This is a genomic window from Lysinibacillus sphaericus, from assembly GCF_015844675.1.
Lineage (GTDB): Bacteria > Bacillota > Bacilli > Bacillales_A > Planococcaceae > Lysinibacillus > Lysinibacillus sphaericus_E.
This window is the reverse complement of record NZ_LDGC01000062.1, coordinates 93,042-110,597: the sequence shown is the minus strand read 5'-3', so window position 1 is coordinate 110,597 and position 17,556 is coordinate 93,042. Positions and strand designations below refer to the sequence as shown.

19 protein-coding genes are annotated in these 17,556 nt (G+C 37.9%); 17 read left to right on the top strand and 2 right to left on the bottom strand.

Going from position 1 to position 17,556, the window contains the following annotated elements:
* The first annotated feature begins 119 nt into the window (after positions 1 to 119).
* From ABE34_RS15655 to ABE34_RS15640, 4 genes are all read left to right on the top strand, one after another.
* Positions 120 to 1,450 (top strand): IS3 family transposase gene (locus ABE34_RS15655; RefSeq protein WP_197143425.1). Its coding sequence is split into 2 segments (ribosomal slippage): positions 120 to 498 and positions 498 to 1,450, totalling 1,332 coding nucleotides; the frame shifts between segments, so codons are not numbered across the junction.
* 539 nt (positions 1,451 to 1,989) lie between these two features.
* The gene (locus tag ABE34_RS15650; RefSeq protein ID WP_197143424.1) at positions 1,990 to 2,217 is read left to right on the top strand and encodes a spore coat associated protein CotJA; all 228 of its coding nucleotides are present in this window, start codon (positions 1,990 to 1,992) and stop codon (positions 2,215 to 2,217) included.
* Entirely contained in the window at positions 2,210 to 2,473 is a 264-nt protein-coding gene (locus ABE34_RS15645) for a spore coat protein CotJB (protein WP_079563481.1), read from the top strand. Before ABE34_RS15650 ends, ABE34_RS15645 begins: the two co-directional genes overlap by 8 nt.
* Before the next feature lie 127 nt (positions 2,474 to 2,600).
* Positions 2,601 to 3,170, top strand: a complete 570-nt coding sequence (locus ABE34_RS15640) for a manganese catalase family protein (RefSeq protein WP_079563480.1) — start codon at positions 2,601 to 2,603, stop codon at positions 3,168 to 3,170.
* 68 nt (positions 3,171 to 3,238) lie between these two features.
* Here ABE34_RS15640 and ABE34_RS15635 read toward each other — a convergent pair whose 3' ends face one another.
* Both ABE34_RS15635 and ABE34_RS15630 read right to left on the bottom strand, forming a co-directional pair.
* Complete coding sequence (locus ABE34_RS15635) at positions 3,239 to 3,895, bottom strand: potassium channel family protein (protein WP_197143423.1); 657 nt, start codon at positions 3,893 to 3,895, stop codon at positions 3,239 to 3,241.
* Between the two features lie 25 nt (positions 3,896 to 3,920).
* Complete coding sequence (locus tag ABE34_RS15630) at positions 3,921 to 5,258, bottom strand: TrkH family potassium uptake protein (protein ID WP_197143422.1); 1,338 nt, start codon at positions 5,256 to 5,258, stop codon at positions 3,921 to 3,923.
* A 222-nt stretch (positions 5,259 to 5,480) separates the two neighbouring features.
* Between ABE34_RS15630 and rpsU the strand changes: the two genes are divergently transcribed.
* From rpsU to recO, 13 genes are all read left to right on the top strand, one after another.
* A complete protein-coding gene (gene rpsU / locus ABE34_RS15625; RefSeq protein WP_004227078.1) occupies positions 5,481 to 5,654 on the top strand; it encodes a 30S ribosomal protein S21 in 174 nt (57 codons plus the stop codon).
* Positions 5,655 to 5,986: 332 nt separating this feature from the next.
* Positions 5,987 to 7,318: an NfeD family protein gene (locus ABE34_RS15620; protein WP_197143421.1), complete on the top strand. Its 1,332-nt coding sequence runs from the start codon at positions 5,987 to 5,989 to the stop codon at positions 7,316 to 7,318.
* A gap of 3 nt (positions 7,319 to 7,321) precedes the next feature.
* Positions 7,322 to 8,326 carry a flotillin-like protein FloA gene (gene floA, locus ABE34_RS15615; RefSeq protein ID WP_197143420.1) on the top strand — a complete coding sequence of 335 codons (1,005 nt, stop codon included), beginning with the start codon at positions 7,322 to 7,324 and terminating at the stop codon, positions 8,324 to 8,326.
* 26 nt (positions 8,327 to 8,352) lie between these two features.
* Positions 8,353 to 8,613, top strand: a complete 261-nt coding sequence (locus ABE34_RS25180; protein ID WP_241756709.1) for a hypothetical protein — start codon at positions 8,353 to 8,355, stop codon at positions 8,611 to 8,613.
* Positions 8,614 to 8,889: 276 nt separating this feature from the next.
* Positions 8,890 to 9,150 carry a hypothetical protein gene (locus ABE34_RS15605; RefSeq protein WP_079563475.1) on the top strand — a complete coding sequence of 87 codons (261 nt, stop codon included), beginning with the start codon at positions 8,890 to 8,892 and terminating at the stop codon, positions 9,148 to 9,150.
* Positions 9,140 to 10,258 carry a sporulation protein YqfD gene (locus ABE34_RS15600; protein ID WP_197143419.1) on the top strand — a complete coding sequence of 373 codons (1,119 nt, stop codon included), beginning with the start codon at positions 9,140 to 9,142 and terminating at the stop codon, positions 10,256 to 10,258. Before ABE34_RS15605 ends, ABE34_RS15600 begins: the two co-directional genes overlap by 11 nt.
* A 2-nt stretch (positions 10,259 to 10,260) precedes the next feature.
* A complete protein-coding gene (locus ABE34_RS15595; RefSeq protein WP_079563473.1) occupies positions 10,261 to 11,217 on the top strand; it encodes a PhoH family protein in 957 nt (318 codons plus the stop codon).
* A gap of 259 nt (positions 11,218 to 11,476) precedes the next feature.
* Positions 11,477 to 13,597, top strand: a complete 2,121-nt coding sequence (locus tag ABE34_RS15590; protein ID WP_197143418.1) for an HD family phosphohydrolase — start codon at positions 11,477 to 11,479, stop codon at positions 13,595 to 13,597.
* An 8-nt stretch (positions 13,598 to 13,605) separates the two neighbouring features.
* Positions 13,606 to 14,079 (top strand): rRNA maturation RNase YbeY, encoded by a 474-nt coding sequence (ybeY, locus tag ABE34_RS15585; protein ID WP_079563471.1) that lies wholly within the window; start codon positions 13,606 to 13,608, stop codon positions 14,077 to 14,079.
* Positions 14,080 to 14,430 (top strand): diacylglycerol kinase family protein, encoded by a 351-nt coding sequence (locus tag ABE34_RS15580; protein ID WP_197143417.1) that lies wholly within the window; start codon positions 14,080 to 14,082, stop codon positions 14,428 to 14,430.
* A gap of 457 nt (positions 14,431 to 14,887) precedes the next feature.
* Complete coding sequence (locus ABE34_RS15575; protein ID WP_197143416.1) at positions 14,888 to 15,301, top strand: cytidine deaminase; 414 nt, start codon at positions 14,888 to 14,890, stop codon at positions 15,299 to 15,301.
* The gene (gene era / locus ABE34_RS15570; protein WP_197143415.1) at positions 15,288 to 16,205 is read left to right on the top strand and encodes a GTPase Era; all 918 of its coding nucleotides are present in this window, start codon (positions 15,288 to 15,290) and stop codon (positions 16,203 to 16,205) included. Before ABE34_RS15575 ends, era begins: the two co-directional genes overlap by 14 nt.
* Before the next feature lie 131 nt (positions 16,206 to 16,336).
* Positions 16,337 to 17,131 carry a DNA repair protein RecO gene (recO, locus tag ABE34_RS15565; RefSeq protein WP_197143414.1) on the top strand — a complete coding sequence of 265 codons (795 nt, stop codon included), beginning with the start codon at positions 16,337 to 16,339 and terminating at the stop codon, positions 17,129 to 17,131.
* The last annotated feature ends 425 nt before the right edge of the window (positions 17,132 to 17,556 follow it).

The following is a 17,556-nucleotide window of genomic DNA, read 5'->3' as shown; positions in this document are numbered from 1 at the left end:
TGAACTGAACCCCGAATAGTGGACACTTTAAAAAAAGTGGACCTATTCGGGGTTTTTCTATTTTCAACGTTTGAAAACCCCGTTATACTAACCATACCATTTATGAACGGGAGAACATCATGAGTAAAATAATTTTTAACGAGCACCAACGCAGACAAATTGAAGCGAATCCAAATGTCGCCTCAGTATCCGACCGCTCAATTCAATATACAGCCGACTTTAAATTGAAAGCTGTTCAGGCAAATTTACAAGGAAAAGGTCCAGTCCAAATCTTCAGAGAAGCAGGATTTGACTTAGAGCTGATAGGAATTAAGAAAGCTCAAAGTGCAATTAGCCGTTGGAAGAAAACATATCAAACACATGGTAAGGAAGGCTTTTACGAGGAACGTCGTGGAAAAGAGAGTACTGGTCGTCCACGCCTTGAAAACTTATCCGCAGAAAAAAAACTTGAGAAAGCGGAAGCGCGTATTCAACTATTAGAGGCAGAACTTAATCTGTTAAAAAAGCTCGACGAAATGGAAAGGCAGGCGAAGAAGAATCGTTTTTAACACCAAAAGAGAAATACCAAGCCATCAATGAAACGATTCGTTTATATCAATTAAAAAATATGACTCGTCATCTTTGTCAGGTAGCGAATGTCAGTCCAAGCGGCTATTATAAGTGGCTTCAAAATAGGGAGAAACACGCTTTACGTGAAGAAGCTGATTATCAAGATTACATCTTATTAAAATCAATTTATGATCAAGCGAAAGGGAAAATTGGTTATCGTGGATTTTATATGGCACTGGTAGATGTGCTGGACACACCGATGAACCATAAAAAGATTCTTCGTCTGATGCGTAAGTTCAATTTATATGCAAAAGTACGTCGTGCGAATCCATATCGTCTGTTAGAAAAAGCAACAGAGGCGCATCGCCGTATACCGAACCATTTAAACCGTGCATTTAAGCAAGAGGAGCCAGGAAAAGTATTCTTAACAGATATTACGTATCTGCAATATAGAGGTGGTCAAAGGGCGTATTTATCATGCGTGAAAGATGTCGCAACACGAGAAATTGTAGCATATGAATTATCTACTACGTTAAAGATGTCCCTTGTCTATAAGACGCTTGAAAAGTTAAAAACACATCTAGACGGCAATCTCCATCCAGAAGCGATGATTCACTCGGACCAAGGTATTCATTATACACACCCAGAATATCAGCAGCGTGTAAAAGAAATGGGACTTCTTCAGTCGATGTCCCGCAGAGGAAATTGTCTTGATAATGCGCCAATAGAATCGTTCTTTGGTCATTTCAAAGATGAAGTAGATTATAAACAAGCAGAAAGTTTGGCAGAATTACACACAATAGTGATGGACTATATGGACCATTATAATCACACACGAAAGCAATGGACATTAAAAAAGATGGCTCCGGCAACTTACCGAAGCCAACTCATTGCGGCTTAACTTAAAACTACATCCCTTTTTATTAAACTGTCTACAAAATAGGGTTCAGTTCACTTCGTTGGATTAACTCTTTTTTGCTGCCGTTTTCTGCTTTAAATGGATGCATCCTTCTCCCAGTAAATTTCTCTTCTTCATCCGGCTACTTGTCTTTATGTTTTACAGCAACAATCTGAGAGAACAGCCTAAAAATAATACGGTGTAATGTTTCTGTGCGTCTGATGGGCAAAGAGGCCCTACCAAACTAAACATAAAATATAGCTCGAATTTTTTTAAATGCGAGTTATATTACGTGTTCGTACTTATACATCATACGCGAATTATTTCCTACGATAATAAAGATCTACAAATAAAACAGTTTTCAAACATCCTTTACCTTTAGATTAGATTAGTTTTTAATTGCTATGTAAGAGAGGTTTGAAGACGGATTCGATACATAGTCCATAACAATTTGATTTTCTCCAAATCGTAACACGTCTGAATAAAAATTAAATGTACCTCATATACTCCACTGATGTAATTGATACAGAAGGGAGGATACAATGTTTACTCAATATAAGTATTGGAAGCCTTTTGTTGGTCCGTTCGATCCATGTCCACCTATAAGGGTTAAAAGTTTTTCAACACCGCCTCAATTATATATGGGTTTTCAACCGCCTGGGCTACCGCAATATCCAACCCCTAGAGAAGCTCTCAGATCTGGCACGTTATGGCCTCAATTATTTAGCCCCTATCCAAATCCCCAACAAGGAGGGATAAAGAATGAGTAAGGAGATGCCACCCGAATTTTATACGCTACTTGAAGAAATCCAAGCCATTGATTTTGTAATAGTGGAATTAAATCTTTATTTAGATACTCATCCTCACGATTTTGATGCTATTCAGCAATTTAACGAAAACACTGAAATCAGTATGCGACTTAAGGTTGAATTTGAACAGAAATTTGGTCCGCTTATGAATTTTGGGAGAAGTTATTCAAATTATCCGTTTAATTGGATAGATACACCTTGGCCATGGCAAGTTTAATTTTTTATTGAAAGTGAAACGTCGGCTATCGAATATATTAGGAGTTTTTTGTGCACGCCAAAAGCTGATTCTGAATGCAATTATGCTCCAGGCATAATTGATTATGAGTAATTAGGAGGAACTATTTTTGTGGTATTATGAAAAAAAGCTCCAGTATCCAGTAAGGGTGAGTACGTGCAACCCTATGCTGGCTAAGTATTTAATTGAGCAGTATGGTGGTGCAGACGGGGAATTAGCGGCAGCACTTCGATATATGAATCAGCGCTATACGATTCCCGATAAAGTAGTTGGACTGTTAACTGATATAGCGACAGAGGAGTTTTCTCACTTAGAAATGATTGCCACGATGATTTATAAACTGACGAAGGATGCTACTCCAGAGATGCTAAAAGAGGCAGGTCTGGGAGAGCACTATGTTAATCATGACAGGGCATTATTTTATCAGAATGCAGCTGGATCACCGTTTACGGCAACTTATATTCAGGCAAAAGGGGATCCGATTGCTGATTTGTATGAGGATATTGCAGCTGAAGAAAAAGCAAGGGCGACATATCAGTGGATTATTGATTTATCAGATGACACTGATTTAAATGATAGCTTGAAATTTTTACGTGAACGAGAAGTTGTTCATTCTCAACGTTTCAGAGAAGCTGTAGAGATTTTAAAAGACGATAGGGATAGCAAGAAAATCTTCTGAAAAATATCGAAGGCTGTTTCAAGGGGGAAATCATCTTTGGACACAACCTTCGATATTTTGTCTTTTATCTATTCAACATTTGAAAATATAGTAAGATCCTTTCTATGGCCAATCATAACTAATAGATCGCTTTCTTCAATAATCTGATCAGGAGAGGGTAAGATGGTAATATTACCATCCCGAACTATGGCAATAACACTGACATTATATTTCGACCGAATGTCTAAATCCCGTAAACTTTGTCCGGTCATTTTAGAAGGAATCATAATTTCCTCTATACTGTATTCCTTTGATAATTCAATATAATTTAGCATGTTTGGTGAAAGAAGCTGATTAGCTACTCGCTCACCCATATCTCTTTCAGGGTAAATAACCCAATCAGCACCAACCTTTTCTAAAACCTGTCCATGTCTTTTGCCGAGAGCCTTTGCAATTATTTTTTTTATGCCTATCTCCTTTAATAATGAGACCGTTAAAATACTTGATTGCATATCAATACCTATAGCGACAATGACACAATCAAAATTTCTGATTCCAATGGAGTTAAGTGCTTTTTCTTCTGTCGTATCAGCAACTACTGCGTGTGTAACATAAGGTTCAGCATCTTCGACTTTTTCCTCATTAATATCGATTCCTAAAACTTCATTCCCAGCTTCATATAATTTGCGGGCTACGCTTACACCAAACCTACCTAGACCTATAACAGCATATTGTTTGATCGTCATTGTATGCATCGCTCCTTTATTATGGTTAGCCAATCATAATCTTTCCTTTTGGATGACGGAATGCCTCCGTTTTTCGACGATTTGTAATGGCAAAAGCAATTGTTAAGGGGCCTAATCTTCCTACAAACATTGTTAATATAATCAGAAGACGGCCGCCGGTTGATAGCTCGGGAGTTAGCCCCATTGTAAGTCCAGCTGTTCCGAATGCAGAAGTAGCCTCAAATAAATACATCATAAAACTATGACGTTGTTCAATAAGACTTAAGACGATGGTAACGATTACGACAATCATCATCCCACACATTGTAACTGTTAAAGCTTTCAAAATCGTTTCATTAACAATTCTACGCTTAAAAAGCACTACATCTTCTTTCCCTTTCATTTGACACCACATCGTAGCAACTAAAACAGCGAAAGTCGTTATTTTAATACCTCCAGCAGTTGATCCAGAACCTCCTCCGATGAACATTAACCAAATGATTAAAAATAATGTTGAATGTGTTAAATCACCAATAGGGAGGGTATTAGAGCCAGCAGTTCTAGGTGTAACGGCTTGGTATAATGAACCAAGAATTTTGCCCCATTCAGATAGTGGGCCAATGCTTTTACTATTGTTGTATTCAAATAAGAAAATTAATAGCGTCGAGCCGATTGTTAAAATAAACGTTGTAGATAAAACAATTTTTGTATGCACTGAAAGTCGCTTCGTTCCGCGATATTCATATAGTTCATTAATAACAATAAATCCTAAGCCCCCAATCGTAATAAGTGCACAAATAGTGAATACAACGAAAGGATCATCTGCATACTCTGTTAAGCTCTTAAAGTTACCCATTATATCGAACCCAGCATTATTAAAATTCGAGATGGCATGGAAAAATCCGAAGTAAAAGGCTTTGCCTACAGGCATATCGAACGAAAAACGAATAGATAAAATGAAGCCACCTATCAATTCAATTAATGCAGTAAATAACAGGATTCTTTTAACTAATTTAACTAGGCCAGCTATTGTAACGTTATTAAATGCCTCTTTTAACAAAAGTCGTTCTTTTAAAGAAATTTTTTTTCCTAATAGTAAAAATAATAACGTCGCAAATGTCATAAAGCCCAATCCGCCAATTTGGATAAGAAAAAGAATAACTAATTCTCCAAATATCGAAAATGTATCGCCAGTATCTACAACAACCAGTCCTGTTACACAAGTAGCAGAGGTAGCGGTAAATAGAGCATCTAAAAATGAAAGACCTTTAGCATCGACCGTTGCAATGGGGAGCGTTAAGAAAAATGTTCCGATTAAAATGATGATGGCGAAGCCCAGAACAAGCGCTTTTGGAGGATTTAATTTATTGATAAATGTTTTCATTTTATTCTCCTCATTGAACCTATAATTAATAAAATTGTATGTTTATTGTTGTCCAAAAGTGAGCTGAAAATTCTTAAGGGAAAAAAACCAAAAATTCACCAGATTAATTCGTACACTTTCTATTGACCATTTTTAGACAATACGTTATAATTCTTTAGTACACAGCAAATGGTTATTAGCCTATTTGTGTATTGACGTGTGTTCGGAGGGAGGGAAAGAGAGATGTCAAAAACTGTCGTTCGCAAAAACGAATCGCTTGAAGATGCTCTTCGCCGCTTCAAACGTACTGTATCAAAAAGTGGTACAATTCAAGAAGTTAGAAAGCGCGAGTTCTACGAAAAACCTAGCGTAAAACGTAAAAAGAAATCAGAAGCTGCACGTAAACGTAAGTGGTAATTTAATTTCCCATTAAAAATCCCTACGTTCATAACACGCAATTGTATGATTCACTGAGCAGACAAAAATATACCTGAAATTAATCGCATATCGGTTAATTTCAGGTATTTTACATTAGCTCAATTTTACGTACATATTGGAGAAGCCGAATGTGATCTTTGTGATTCATTCGGCTTTTATGTTACATACTTATTGTAGAAGCTATATCCGGTTATATTAGGGCCACATAAGTTAATAATTCACTATATAACAAAATTATTAAGATTTATGAAACTTTTTGCATAGTCAGTCGTATATACAGGAGAGAAGCATGTTAGAAGGGAGGGAAAAAGATGCGAAGACGGAGAATCCTCAGCTATTTACTAGTTATTTGGATGACATTTTTGTTAGCGTTTCCATTAACGTCTGCTTTTGCAAGTAGCAAGGTCTACCACATACCAATTCATAATGAAGTAGAAAGAGGACTTCACGCATTTTTAGAACGAGCTTTTAAAGAGGCGGAAGAAAACAATGCAGAAGCGATTATTTTAGACATTCATACACCTGGTGGTTTTGTGAATGCAGCAGGTGATATTGCAATGCTTATGGATGCAACGGATATACGTAAAATTGCGTATATTAACAAAGATGCTCATTCTGCAGGTGCCTTTTTAGCCTTACATGCGGATGAAATCTACATGGTGCCAAATGGAACAATCGGGGCAGCTGCAGTTATTGATTCAGCAGGAAATGCAGCAGATTTAAAGGCTCATAGTGCATGGGTTGCTCAAATGGAGGCGGCTGCAGAATCAAAAAAACGCGATCCAAAATATGCACGAGCAATGGCTGATGCATCATCTGTTGATTTACCAGAATTTCGAGCTGAAAAAGGGAAATTATTAACTTTATCGGCTTCGGAGGCAGAAAAAGTTGGTTATTCTAAAGGGACAGTTTCAAATTTCCAAGATCTCTTAAAAGTAACGAAATTAACAGGCAGTGACATCGTTCCAGTAGAACCAACTTTTGCTGAAAAACTTGCTCGTTTTATTACAAATCCGATTATTGTGCCGATTTTATTGTCGATTGCAAGCTTGGGGCTTGTAGTTGAGCTATATTCGCCAGGTTTTGGTGTTCCGGGTATAATGGGATTGTCAGCGCTAGGATTATTTTTCTTCGGTCATATGGTGGCGGGCTTGGCAGGTTATGAGACATTACTTTTATTTATTGTAGGTTTAGCGCTTGTTATAGCGGAGTTTTTTGTCCCCGGTGGTATTGTTGGTATTTTAGGTGGTGCGCTAATATTACTAAGTCTGATACTGGCAGGTGCAAACATGATGCAAATGATTATAGCGATTTTCATTGCATTTGTTGTAGCGATAATAGGAATGGTGATCTTGATGAAATTTTTCGGTAAAAAATTGCATGTTTTAAACAAGCTTGTCTTGATGGATGCGACAACGACGGAAGAGGGCTATGTATCTAACGTGAATCGCACAGAGCTGCTTGGAAAAGTGGGTAAAGCGATTACACCCCTTCGTCCGGCGGGTACAATGTTATTTGGTAGTGAACGCATTGACGTAGTATCGGAAGGTGGCTATGTTGATGCTGGGAATCATGTAGAAGTTATTAAAGTAGAGGGCTCACGAGTTGTTGTGAGACGAACAGAAAAAGAGATGGAGGAATAGTAAATGGGTTTTGATTTAGGTTTAATAGGTCCAATTGCAGGGCTAGTCTTATTATTCATTGTAGTCGCGGTATTCTTTACCTTTGTACCAGTGGCGCTATGGATTTCTGCACTTGCTGCAGGTGTCCGTGTTAGTATTTTCACATTAATCGGTATGCGTTTACGTCGTGTAATCCCATCACGAATCGTGAACCCTTTAATAAAAGCACATAAAGCAGGATTACCTGTTACGATCAATCAACTTGAAAGTCACTATTTAGCAGGTGGTAATGTTGACCGTGTAGTAAATGCGTTAATCGCGGCTCATCGTGCAAATATTGAGTTATCATTTGAACGTTGTGCAGCTATTGATTTAGCGGGACGTGACGTATTAGAAGCGGTACAAATGTCTGTTAACCCGAAAGTTATTGAAACACCATTTATTTCAGGTGTTGCGATGAACGGGATTGAAGTAAAAGCGAAGGCACGTATTACTGTACGAGCAAACATTGAGCGTTTAGTCGGTGGTGCTGGTGAAGAAACGGTTATTGCTCGTGTAGGTGAGGGGATCGTTTCGACAATTGGTTCGGCTGTGCATCATACAGAAGTTTTAGAAAACCCTGATATGATTTCTCAAACTGTTTTATCAAAAGGTTTAGATTCAGGTACGGCATTTGAAATCTTATCGATCGATATTGCTGATGTTGACATCGGCAAAAACATCGGTGCTGAATTACAAATTGAACAAGCACAGGCTGATAAAAACATTGCACAAGCTAAGGCTGAAGAACGTCGTGCAATGGCTGTAGCGAACGAGCAAGAAATGATTGCACGCGTACAAGAGATGAAAGCGAAAGTAGTAGAAGCTGAAGCTGAAGTACCACAGGCTATGGCAGAGGCTCTACGTTCGGGTAATCTTGGTATTATGGATTACATGAACTACCGTAACATTCAAGCAGATACAGCGATGCGAGACTCCATTTCTAAAGTAGGCTCAGATAAATCAGAAACTAATGAATCCAACCAATAAAAAACTGAAAGGAGCGGTACTAGTTAATGGAACAATTAATTATATTTGTGATAATTGCCATAGTCAGCTCTATTTTCGGTAAATCAAAAAAGAAAGAACAAAAACCAATGCCTCCTTTTAACAAGGATTCACAAGTAGAGCCTCCTGTTATAAAAAGAGCAGAGGTGACGCAACAGCAACAATCTAAACCACAGAGTTTTGAGGATTTTGCACGTGGATTTTTAGGTGAATGGGAAAATGAACAGCCCCCATTCGAAGAGCCGAAAAAAATGTCGAAAAAACAGTAATTGAAAAAACACCGAGCTATGTAGCTCCCTCTTTAGTCCCGACTGAGAAAGTGGGTCGTACTTCGAATAGAGAAAGTATTGGCCGTTTGGCAGCTGGAAAGAAAGTCGCGGAAGTAACTGAATCACAATCGGCTTTTCAATTACCGAAATCAAAAAAATCATTCATGCAGGCTGTTGTAATGGCAGAAGTTTTAGGCCCTCCAAAAGCAAAAAGAAAATAACTAGCATGTCCTCCTTTTTCGGTGCATATATTGCCGAAGAAGGAGGCATTTTTTTATGAGAAAACTATTTCAATTAACGCCACTACTTGAATTATTACAATATGAAACACTAAAAATCATTGGCCCGTATCGTTTTCTACATGCTGATGCTTCATCGTGCTCTTTTATCTATGCAGACTATCATATTACTGTGCGTGGAAAATCAGTAGAAATTAATGCTCTTAAAGAAGATATGCTGCATCTTTCTGTAGAGGATTTACAGGAGCTTCAGATGAAAATGACAAAGAATATGGGTGTGAGCGATAATGTGGAATAATCGGCCAATTATCATACGTATAAAGCGTCATGAAAATGTTCATCCTTTTATTCAAGCATTGCATGCACAACATGTGCCATTAAAGCGTGTTGTTTTTCGTGAGCAAGAGGTTGCCTTTGAAACAACTATGCATTATCTACCAAAGATTCGACGTGTGCGTAGGCGTTACCGACTAAAAATGGCGATCTATTATTCAGATGAACTTCAAGTTTTTCGAGCGCAGCTTTGGACTTTGCTTGGCCTAGCGTTGATGATATTAATACCATTACTATGTGCGCAGGTTATTTGGCGGATTGATATTAAAGCGGCAACACCGGAGTTAGAGGAGCGTCTAGGAAAGACCTTTCAAGATACCTTTCAATTAGAAACACCCATTTCTAAAAAAAGCTTACCCTCAGATGCAGTCATGCGACAGAAGCTATTAGAAGGGCATCGAGACCTTTCGTGGGTGCATATTGAAAAATACGGTGGACGTGTAATTTTACGACCTCAGGAGTCCCCGAAACAAACTAAACAAACGAATGAAAAGTTAGCGGAGCATTTAGTAGCAACAAAAAGTGGTGTAATTACTCACTTTAATATTCAAAATGGAGAACGGAAAATTTCAGTTAACGATACGGCTTACGAAGGTGATGTTCTCGTGAGCGGTGTAATTGAAAGTGGTGAAGATCAAGTCTTTGTTGGGGCTAAGGGAGAAGTTTACGCAGATTATTGGCTTGAATGTTCATTTAAAATTCCAACAAAACTAACGATGGAAACGCTACAACAAAAGCAGTGGCGCGTATTAGTGAAAGGCATTCATGAAAAAAAAGATAAAGTTGACTATGTGCAAAAGAAAGATTTACCTGATTGGCTAGATCCATATGTTTCGGTTGTTGAGGAGCAGTACACAAAAAAAGTGCAAGTAGAGCTTAATGAATCCAAAATAGATTCATTGCTCATACCATTGCTTCATGAAAAGGTACTTCGTTCACTACCTGCGAAAACGGTTATTAAAAAAGAAAACCTTTTACAGGTAAAGTGGGGGAATGGTACAGTTGAAGGGAAAGTTCTATTTTTAGTCAATGAAAACATTGCCAGTCCAATACAAGGCCTACAAGGAGAATGATTATGTCAGAACATTTAACTGTATTACAAGTGGATAATCCAAACGAAGCGGTCATGCTACTCGGAATTTCCGATGCAAATATGAAATTAATCGAAGAGGCTCTAAAAGTCCATATTATTACACGTGGTGAACAAATTCAGCTTGCTGGTGAAGAGGATGCAAAGGAACAAGCAACATTCCTTTTACATGCTCTTTTAAAGGTCATTCGTAAAGGAATTAATATTGATCAACGTGATGTTGCAACAGCAATTGAAATGACACAAAAAGGAACGATTGAATACTTTGCAGAACTTTATGATGAAGAAATAGCTCGCACGACGAAAGGTAAACCTATTCGTGCAAAGACAATAGGTCAACGAGAATACATACAAGCAATCCGTCATAAAGACGTTGTTTTTGGTATCGGACCAGCCGGTACTGGGAAAACGTATTTAGCGGTAGTCATGGCAACACAGGCGCTAAAAAACGGGCACGTTAAGCGTATTATTTTAACACGCCCTGCAGTAGAGGCAGGCGAGTCACTAGGCTTTCTTCCGGGGGATTTGAAGGAAAAGGTAGATCCATATTTACGCCCTCTTTATGACGCTTTAAACGATATTTACGGATCAGAACAAACACAAAGGCTTATTGAACGAGGCACAATAGAAATTGCGCCTTTAGCATATATGCGTGGTCGCACATTAGATGATGCCTTTGTTATTTTAGATGAAGCTCAAAATACGACGCATCAGCAAATGAAAATGTTTTTAACGCGACTAGGATTTGGCTCGAAAATGGTCATTACCGGCGACAAAACACAAATTGACCTACCAAAAAATATGGAATCTGGATTAATCGTAGCAGAACGAACATTAAAGTACGTAAAATCTATACATTTCCAAATTTTAGAACAAGGTGATGTAGTACGCCACCCAATCGTAGCAAAAATCATCCAAGCCTACGAAGAGCAGCAACTTTAATATGACCGCTTAGCGGTCATATTAAAGTCTGCACCGAAAGTGAAGTGAAACGTAACGACAGGTGCAACGGTTTTAGAAAGTCTGCATTATAAGCTTAGCCGCGGATATAAAAGAACAAACAAATAGAAAATGGTTTAAAAATGGAAAAATTTGTGACGGCTATACGATGTGTATAGCTGTTTTTTTACTTTCTTATACATTTTTCGGGAAAAATGTTTTTTGAATTGGTATGATAGAAGGTAGATAGAGGAGGTGCAAGATGGAGAAACAATTAAAAAAAATAACAGAACTTATTGGCTTTCGCTACTTTTTAATTGTCGTTCTCATCTTAACAGGAGCCCTACAATTTACTTTTATGTATGGCAATGTTAAAGGTGTTACATATGATTTTAAACCATTACAACTAGCGCCTGAAACCGTACGATCTACTAAAACGATAGAAGATACTTATAAAACGCAACAGGAACGAGAAAAAGCAACAAATGCAGTTGCGCCAGTCTATCAATTTTCTGCAGATGTTGCTAAACAGCGAGCTTCGATTGTAACGTCTTTATTCGACTATGTTCTTGAGGTAAAAGCAGATGTTGAGAGTAGCAAAGAACCTATTCCTGTTGTCGATCAAGTGGCGCAGCTTCGTAAAAAACTTGAATCTATAGATTCAGAGCAAATGCCTATTGTCTTCACTGATTCACAACTAGAAGGATTGTTAGTACAAAGTGAGGCGGATTTAAAAAGAACAAGTACGCAACTATCAAAACTCGTACAGGAATATTTACAAAAATCCATTCGATCTGAAAATGTGTTTGCGTCTCAAAATGATTTTGAGACAAAAATTCGTGGGCAACGAGGCTATCCTGATAAAATATTTAATACGGTAGTTTTAATTGGTCGTACGAGTATTATTGAAAACGAGACAATAAACGAGGAACAAACGAAAATTCGAAAGGAACAAGTGAAGGAATCAGTTGAACCAACTCGAATTCTTCAAGGTCAAATCATCGTACAGGAAGGTCAAATTATTGATAATGAGGCATTCCGACAATTAGAACTTCTTGGTATGGTAAGTAATAAGGCATCGATGAAACCGATTGCAGGGCTGATTATTTTAATACTTCTTGAAATGATGTTCATGTTTGTTTTATTCGAACGCTGGCATATAGATGAGTACAAGAAACGTAATGCCCTGTTGGTAACAGTAATTGTTTATAGTTTATCGATCCTTCTGATGAAATTTATTAGTCTAGTCTCAGGAAGTTTCGATGTTACGATTGCCTTCCTTTTCCCAACAGCTTTGGCAACAATGCTAGTACGGTTACTAGCGGATGACCGGGCTGCGGTTCTTATTACGGTTATGACAGCAGCATCTGCGGGTGTTATATTCCAAGAGGGTTATTCATCTGTTATGCAGATGGAAATTACACTGTATATAATTTTTGGAGGATTTGCGAGTTTATTCTTTTTACAAAGTATGGAAAAGCGTTCGCATATTCTACATAGTGTAGGTATTATAGGGCTCGTAAATATGTTATTTATTGCATTTTATTTACTGATGACACAATCTTCCTATGGCTTGTCAGAGTTAGTGTTTTACTTTATCGCGGCAATGATATCGGCTTTATTATCAGGAGCTCTTACAATGGGTCTCTTACCATTCTTTGAATCAGCATTTAGCTTATTGTCGTCATTGCGTTTAATTGAATTGTCGAACCCGAACCATCCATTGCTGAAAAAATTACTAATGGAGGCTCCGGGAACATATCATCATAGTGTTATGGTGGCGAACTTAGCGGAGGCTGCTTGTGAGGAAATTGGAGCAGATGGATTACTAGCTCGTGTAGGATGCTATTATCATGATATTGGCAAAACGAAGCGTCCTGCCTTTTTCATCGAGAATCAAATGTCTGGTATTAATCCCCATGATTCATTGTCTCCGGAAAAAAGCGCGGAAATTATAATTGCGCATACTACTGATGGAGCTGAAATGCTAAAACGATATAAGATGCCACAGGAAATTATTGATATTGCTTTGCAGCATCACGGATCTAGTTTGTTAAAATACTTCTACTTTAAAGCGAAGGAAGAAGGAAAATGCTTAGATGATACAACGTACAGATATCCAGGTCCGAAACCACAAACGAAGGAAGCGGCAGTTATTAGTGTTGCAGATAGCGTTGAGGCAGCGGTTCGATCGATGAAGGAACCGAATGCAGAGAAAATTCAAAAGTTGGTACGAGCAATTATTGATGATCGAGTACAAGACAGTCAGTTTGATGAATGCGATATTTCGATAAAAGAGTTAAAATGTATAGAGAGAGCACTTTGTGAAACGTTGAATGGAATTTTCCACTCACGAATTGAATATCCAAAGGCAGATAAGTAGGAGGATCTATGATTTTAACAATTGATTTTACAGATGAAACAAATGAAGTGGCTACTGAGCATATGGAGCTTGTTGAAAAGCTTTTGCAGCTAGCTGCTAAACTAGAGAATATTGAACCGGAAACGGAAGTGTCTGTGACGTTCGTTACAAATGAAGCGATTCAAGAAATAAACCGAGAATATCGTGACAAGGATCAACCGACAGATGTTATCTCTTTTGCCCTGGAGGAATTAGGTGAGGGAGAAATGGAAGTAACATTTGAAGGGATGCCTCGTATATTAGGAGATATTATTATTTCAACAGATCGTACAAAAGAACAAGCAGCGGAATATGGGCATACATTTGAGCGAGAATTAGGCTTTTTAGCAGTCCACGGTTTCTTACATTTACTTGGCTATGATCATATGGTGCCAGAAGATGAAAAGGTGATGTTCGGTAAGCAGGATGAGATTTTACAATCTTTCGGCTTAGGACGAGAATAAATGAATGTTCGCAAATTTGTACGCTCTTTTGGGTATGCCTTTAAAGGTATTATTACAGCCTGTGCGGAGCAAAATTTTAAATCCCACTTACTTAGTGCGGGAATAGTTTTGATTGCTGGCTATTTTACGGGTTTATCACGTATAGAATGGTATATTGTATTGTTATTAATTGCTTTAATGTTTGCACTTGAAATGATTAATACAGCAATTGAACGAGTAGTGGATTTAGTTTCACCTACGATCCATCCGCTTGCTAAACAGGCGAAAGATCTTGCTGCGGGTGCAGTACTTGTATTTGCGATATTCAGTGCTATAATCGGATTACTCATATTTATACCGAAGTGGTTATAATACTACTATTCGGTCATGAAGTAGTAGCAATTGTGCTGGAGAATTTATGATTTATTAGACTCACCAAAAGTTTGGGATGTCATTTGTTAAAATGAATTATAAGTTGATTGGAGTGGAAGTTGGGCAACTCCTTGGGGCTCATCTGACACCCTTAGGAAAGTGCCAACCGGAGCGGGAATCAACCCCGCTTTTAAGGTGATGAGCTATTTATCTTCATTAATGAAGATAAAGCCTCGGCGGATGTCACGGATTGTGAAAGGAATGTACAAAGGATGTTAGCCTAACAACTTTGCATACTGCGAAAACGGCTAGCTGACCTGCCTCGGTAAAAACGCCACGTCCTGTGGCATTACGGGAATGACCGACATCGTGTCGGCCCTCGTGCAGGCCTAGTCACATTTCGAAATCTGGACGCAATTACGCCGAGGCGAAATTGATTATGTAGAGGTGAACATTGATGACAATTGATATGCATGCATTACTAGAAGAATCAAAAAAAGCGCGTGAAAAGGCTTATGTACCTTACTCAAAATTTAAAGTTGGCGCGGCGATTTTAACGAAAGATGGAGAGGTCATTCATGGCTGCAATATTGAAAATGCAGGCTATAGTATGACGAATTGTGCTGAGCGTACAGCATTTTTCAAAGCTGTGTCAGAAGGTATTTATGATTTTGAGGCGATTGCTATTGTAGCTGATACGGATGGACCGTGTGCGCCATGCGGAGCTTGTCGTCAAGTGATGATTGAGTTTTGTAAGCCAACTATGCCTGTATATTTAACAAATTTAAAAGGTGATGTCACGGTAACGTCTGTAGGCGAATTACTACCGTTTGCATTTACAACGGAGGATTTAGAGAATGCTGGAAAATAATAATGGCTATAAGTCAGGTTTTATCTCCATAATCGGTCGACCGAATGTTGGGAAATCAACATTTTTAAACCGTGTTATTGGTCAAAAAATTGCGATTATGAGTGATAAGCCACAAACAACACGAAATAAAGTACAAGGTGTACTAACATCAAATGATAGCCAAATGATTTTTATAGATACACCAGGAATCCACAAGCCGAAACATAAGCTAGGGGATTTTATGCTAAAGGTTTCTAAAAATACATTGCGTGAAGTGGATGTTATTATGTTCATGGTTAATGCAGAGCAGAAACTTGGAAAGGGTGACGAATTCATCCTTGAAATGCTAGCAGGTAATCCAACGCCTGTCTTCCTGGTAATCAATAAAATCGATCAAATTCATCCTGATGAATTAATAGGGATTATTGAAAGCTACAAAGACCGTTATGACTTTGCTGAAATAGTGCCGATTTCAGCATTACAAGGGAATAATGTAGAAGATTTATTAACGACAATAACGAAATATTTACCAGAGGGTCCGCAATATTATCCAGCAGATCAAGTAACGGATCATCCTGAACGTTTCATTATTTCAGAGTTAATCCGTGAAAAAGTGTTGCATTTAACGCGCGAAGAAATACCTCATTCCATCGCTGTTGTGATTGATAAAATTCGCCGTGATGAAGAAAATGAAGATAAAATTCGTGTAGCAGCAACGATTATCGTGGAAAGAGATTCGCAAAAAGGGATTGTCATTGGTAAACGTGGTGCGCTATTAAAAGAAGTAGGGATACGTGCAAGAAAAGATATTGAGATGCTTCTTGGTTCAAAAGTGTATTTAGAGCTTTGGGTAAAGGTGCAAAAGGATTGGCGAAATAAATCAACGCATTTACGTGACTTCGGTTTCCGTGATGATGAATATTAATAGGATCTGTTTAAAGGTAAGAAGCAACTTTACAACAATCTTATTGTCGCTGTAGTTTTAAATGGAGCTGTCCAATAAATTTATTGGAGAGCTCTATTTTCATGCGAAGCTTGTAGAAAGGAGGGGGATCGATGCTTCATAAATGGGAAGGGATTGTCCTAAAGGTGCGTGCATATGGAGAATCAAATAAAATTGTAACATTACTAACAAGAGAAGCGGGTAAGGTTGCGACGATGGCTCGAGGAGCGAAGAAGCCTTCTAGTAGACTAGCATCTGTGACACAGCCATTTACGTATGGCATGTTTATGGTGCAGCATCATACTGGTATGGGAACATTGCAACAAGGTGAGCATCTCAATTCAATGCGCCATATTCGTGAGGATATTATGGCAACAGCATATGCAAGTTTTATAATGGAACTTGTCGAGCGAGTAGTAGAAGAGGGGAAGCCTGAGCCATATGCATTTGATGTGCTCCTACAAGCATTACAAGCCATTGAGGAAGGTTATGACCCGGAGGCTATTACATTGTTCGTAGAATGGAAAATGCTACCCTATACAGGTGTACAGCCTATTTTACATGCTTGTGCTGCTTGTGGTGCCGTAGACGGTGAATTTGCATTTTCTTTTACACAGGGTGGTTTTTTGTGTCATCGCTGTTATCACCAGGATCCTTATATCATTCGATTAACACCGACCCAGCTTAAGCTTATTCGGATGTTCTATACTGTACCAATTGACCAGATTGGGAAACTAGACCTGAAAAAGGAAACAAAATATTTTATTAAAAAAATAATTACAACCATTTACGAGGAACAAACGGGTATTCGTTTTAAGACTAAAAAATTTATTGAACAGCTAGAGCGAACACCTGAATTTCAGTTAAGAACAAATACAGAACAAGAAAAAACGCCAGAAGACCATTAACATTGATCTTCTGGCATTTTTACGTTTTTAACAAATGTCATCCGCTACTTTTGGTGAAACACAGGAAAAATGGGATTTTCTAATGTCCTATTCGCATGCTTGGTAGTTATTTTATCAAAATGCTATTTATTTTGTAGGTGCATTGATTTTTGTAAATGGCATTAGGACAAATTGATTAAGCCGTTATCAATTGTAGAAATATTATTTATGAGAGAAATTTAACTAAAACTTATAAATAAAAACTAATAATTCTTTATAAACAGGTCTTTATATTCTTTTTATTTCAAATTAACAAGTAGTACAAAGTGATTCGTTAGGTATAAAATATTAATTTTAGTAGAGTTTTTAATATAAACATAGTAGAAACTATTCATTCTGATGCCATATACTAGTTGAAAAGACATTTTAATCTATGATATTGTAAT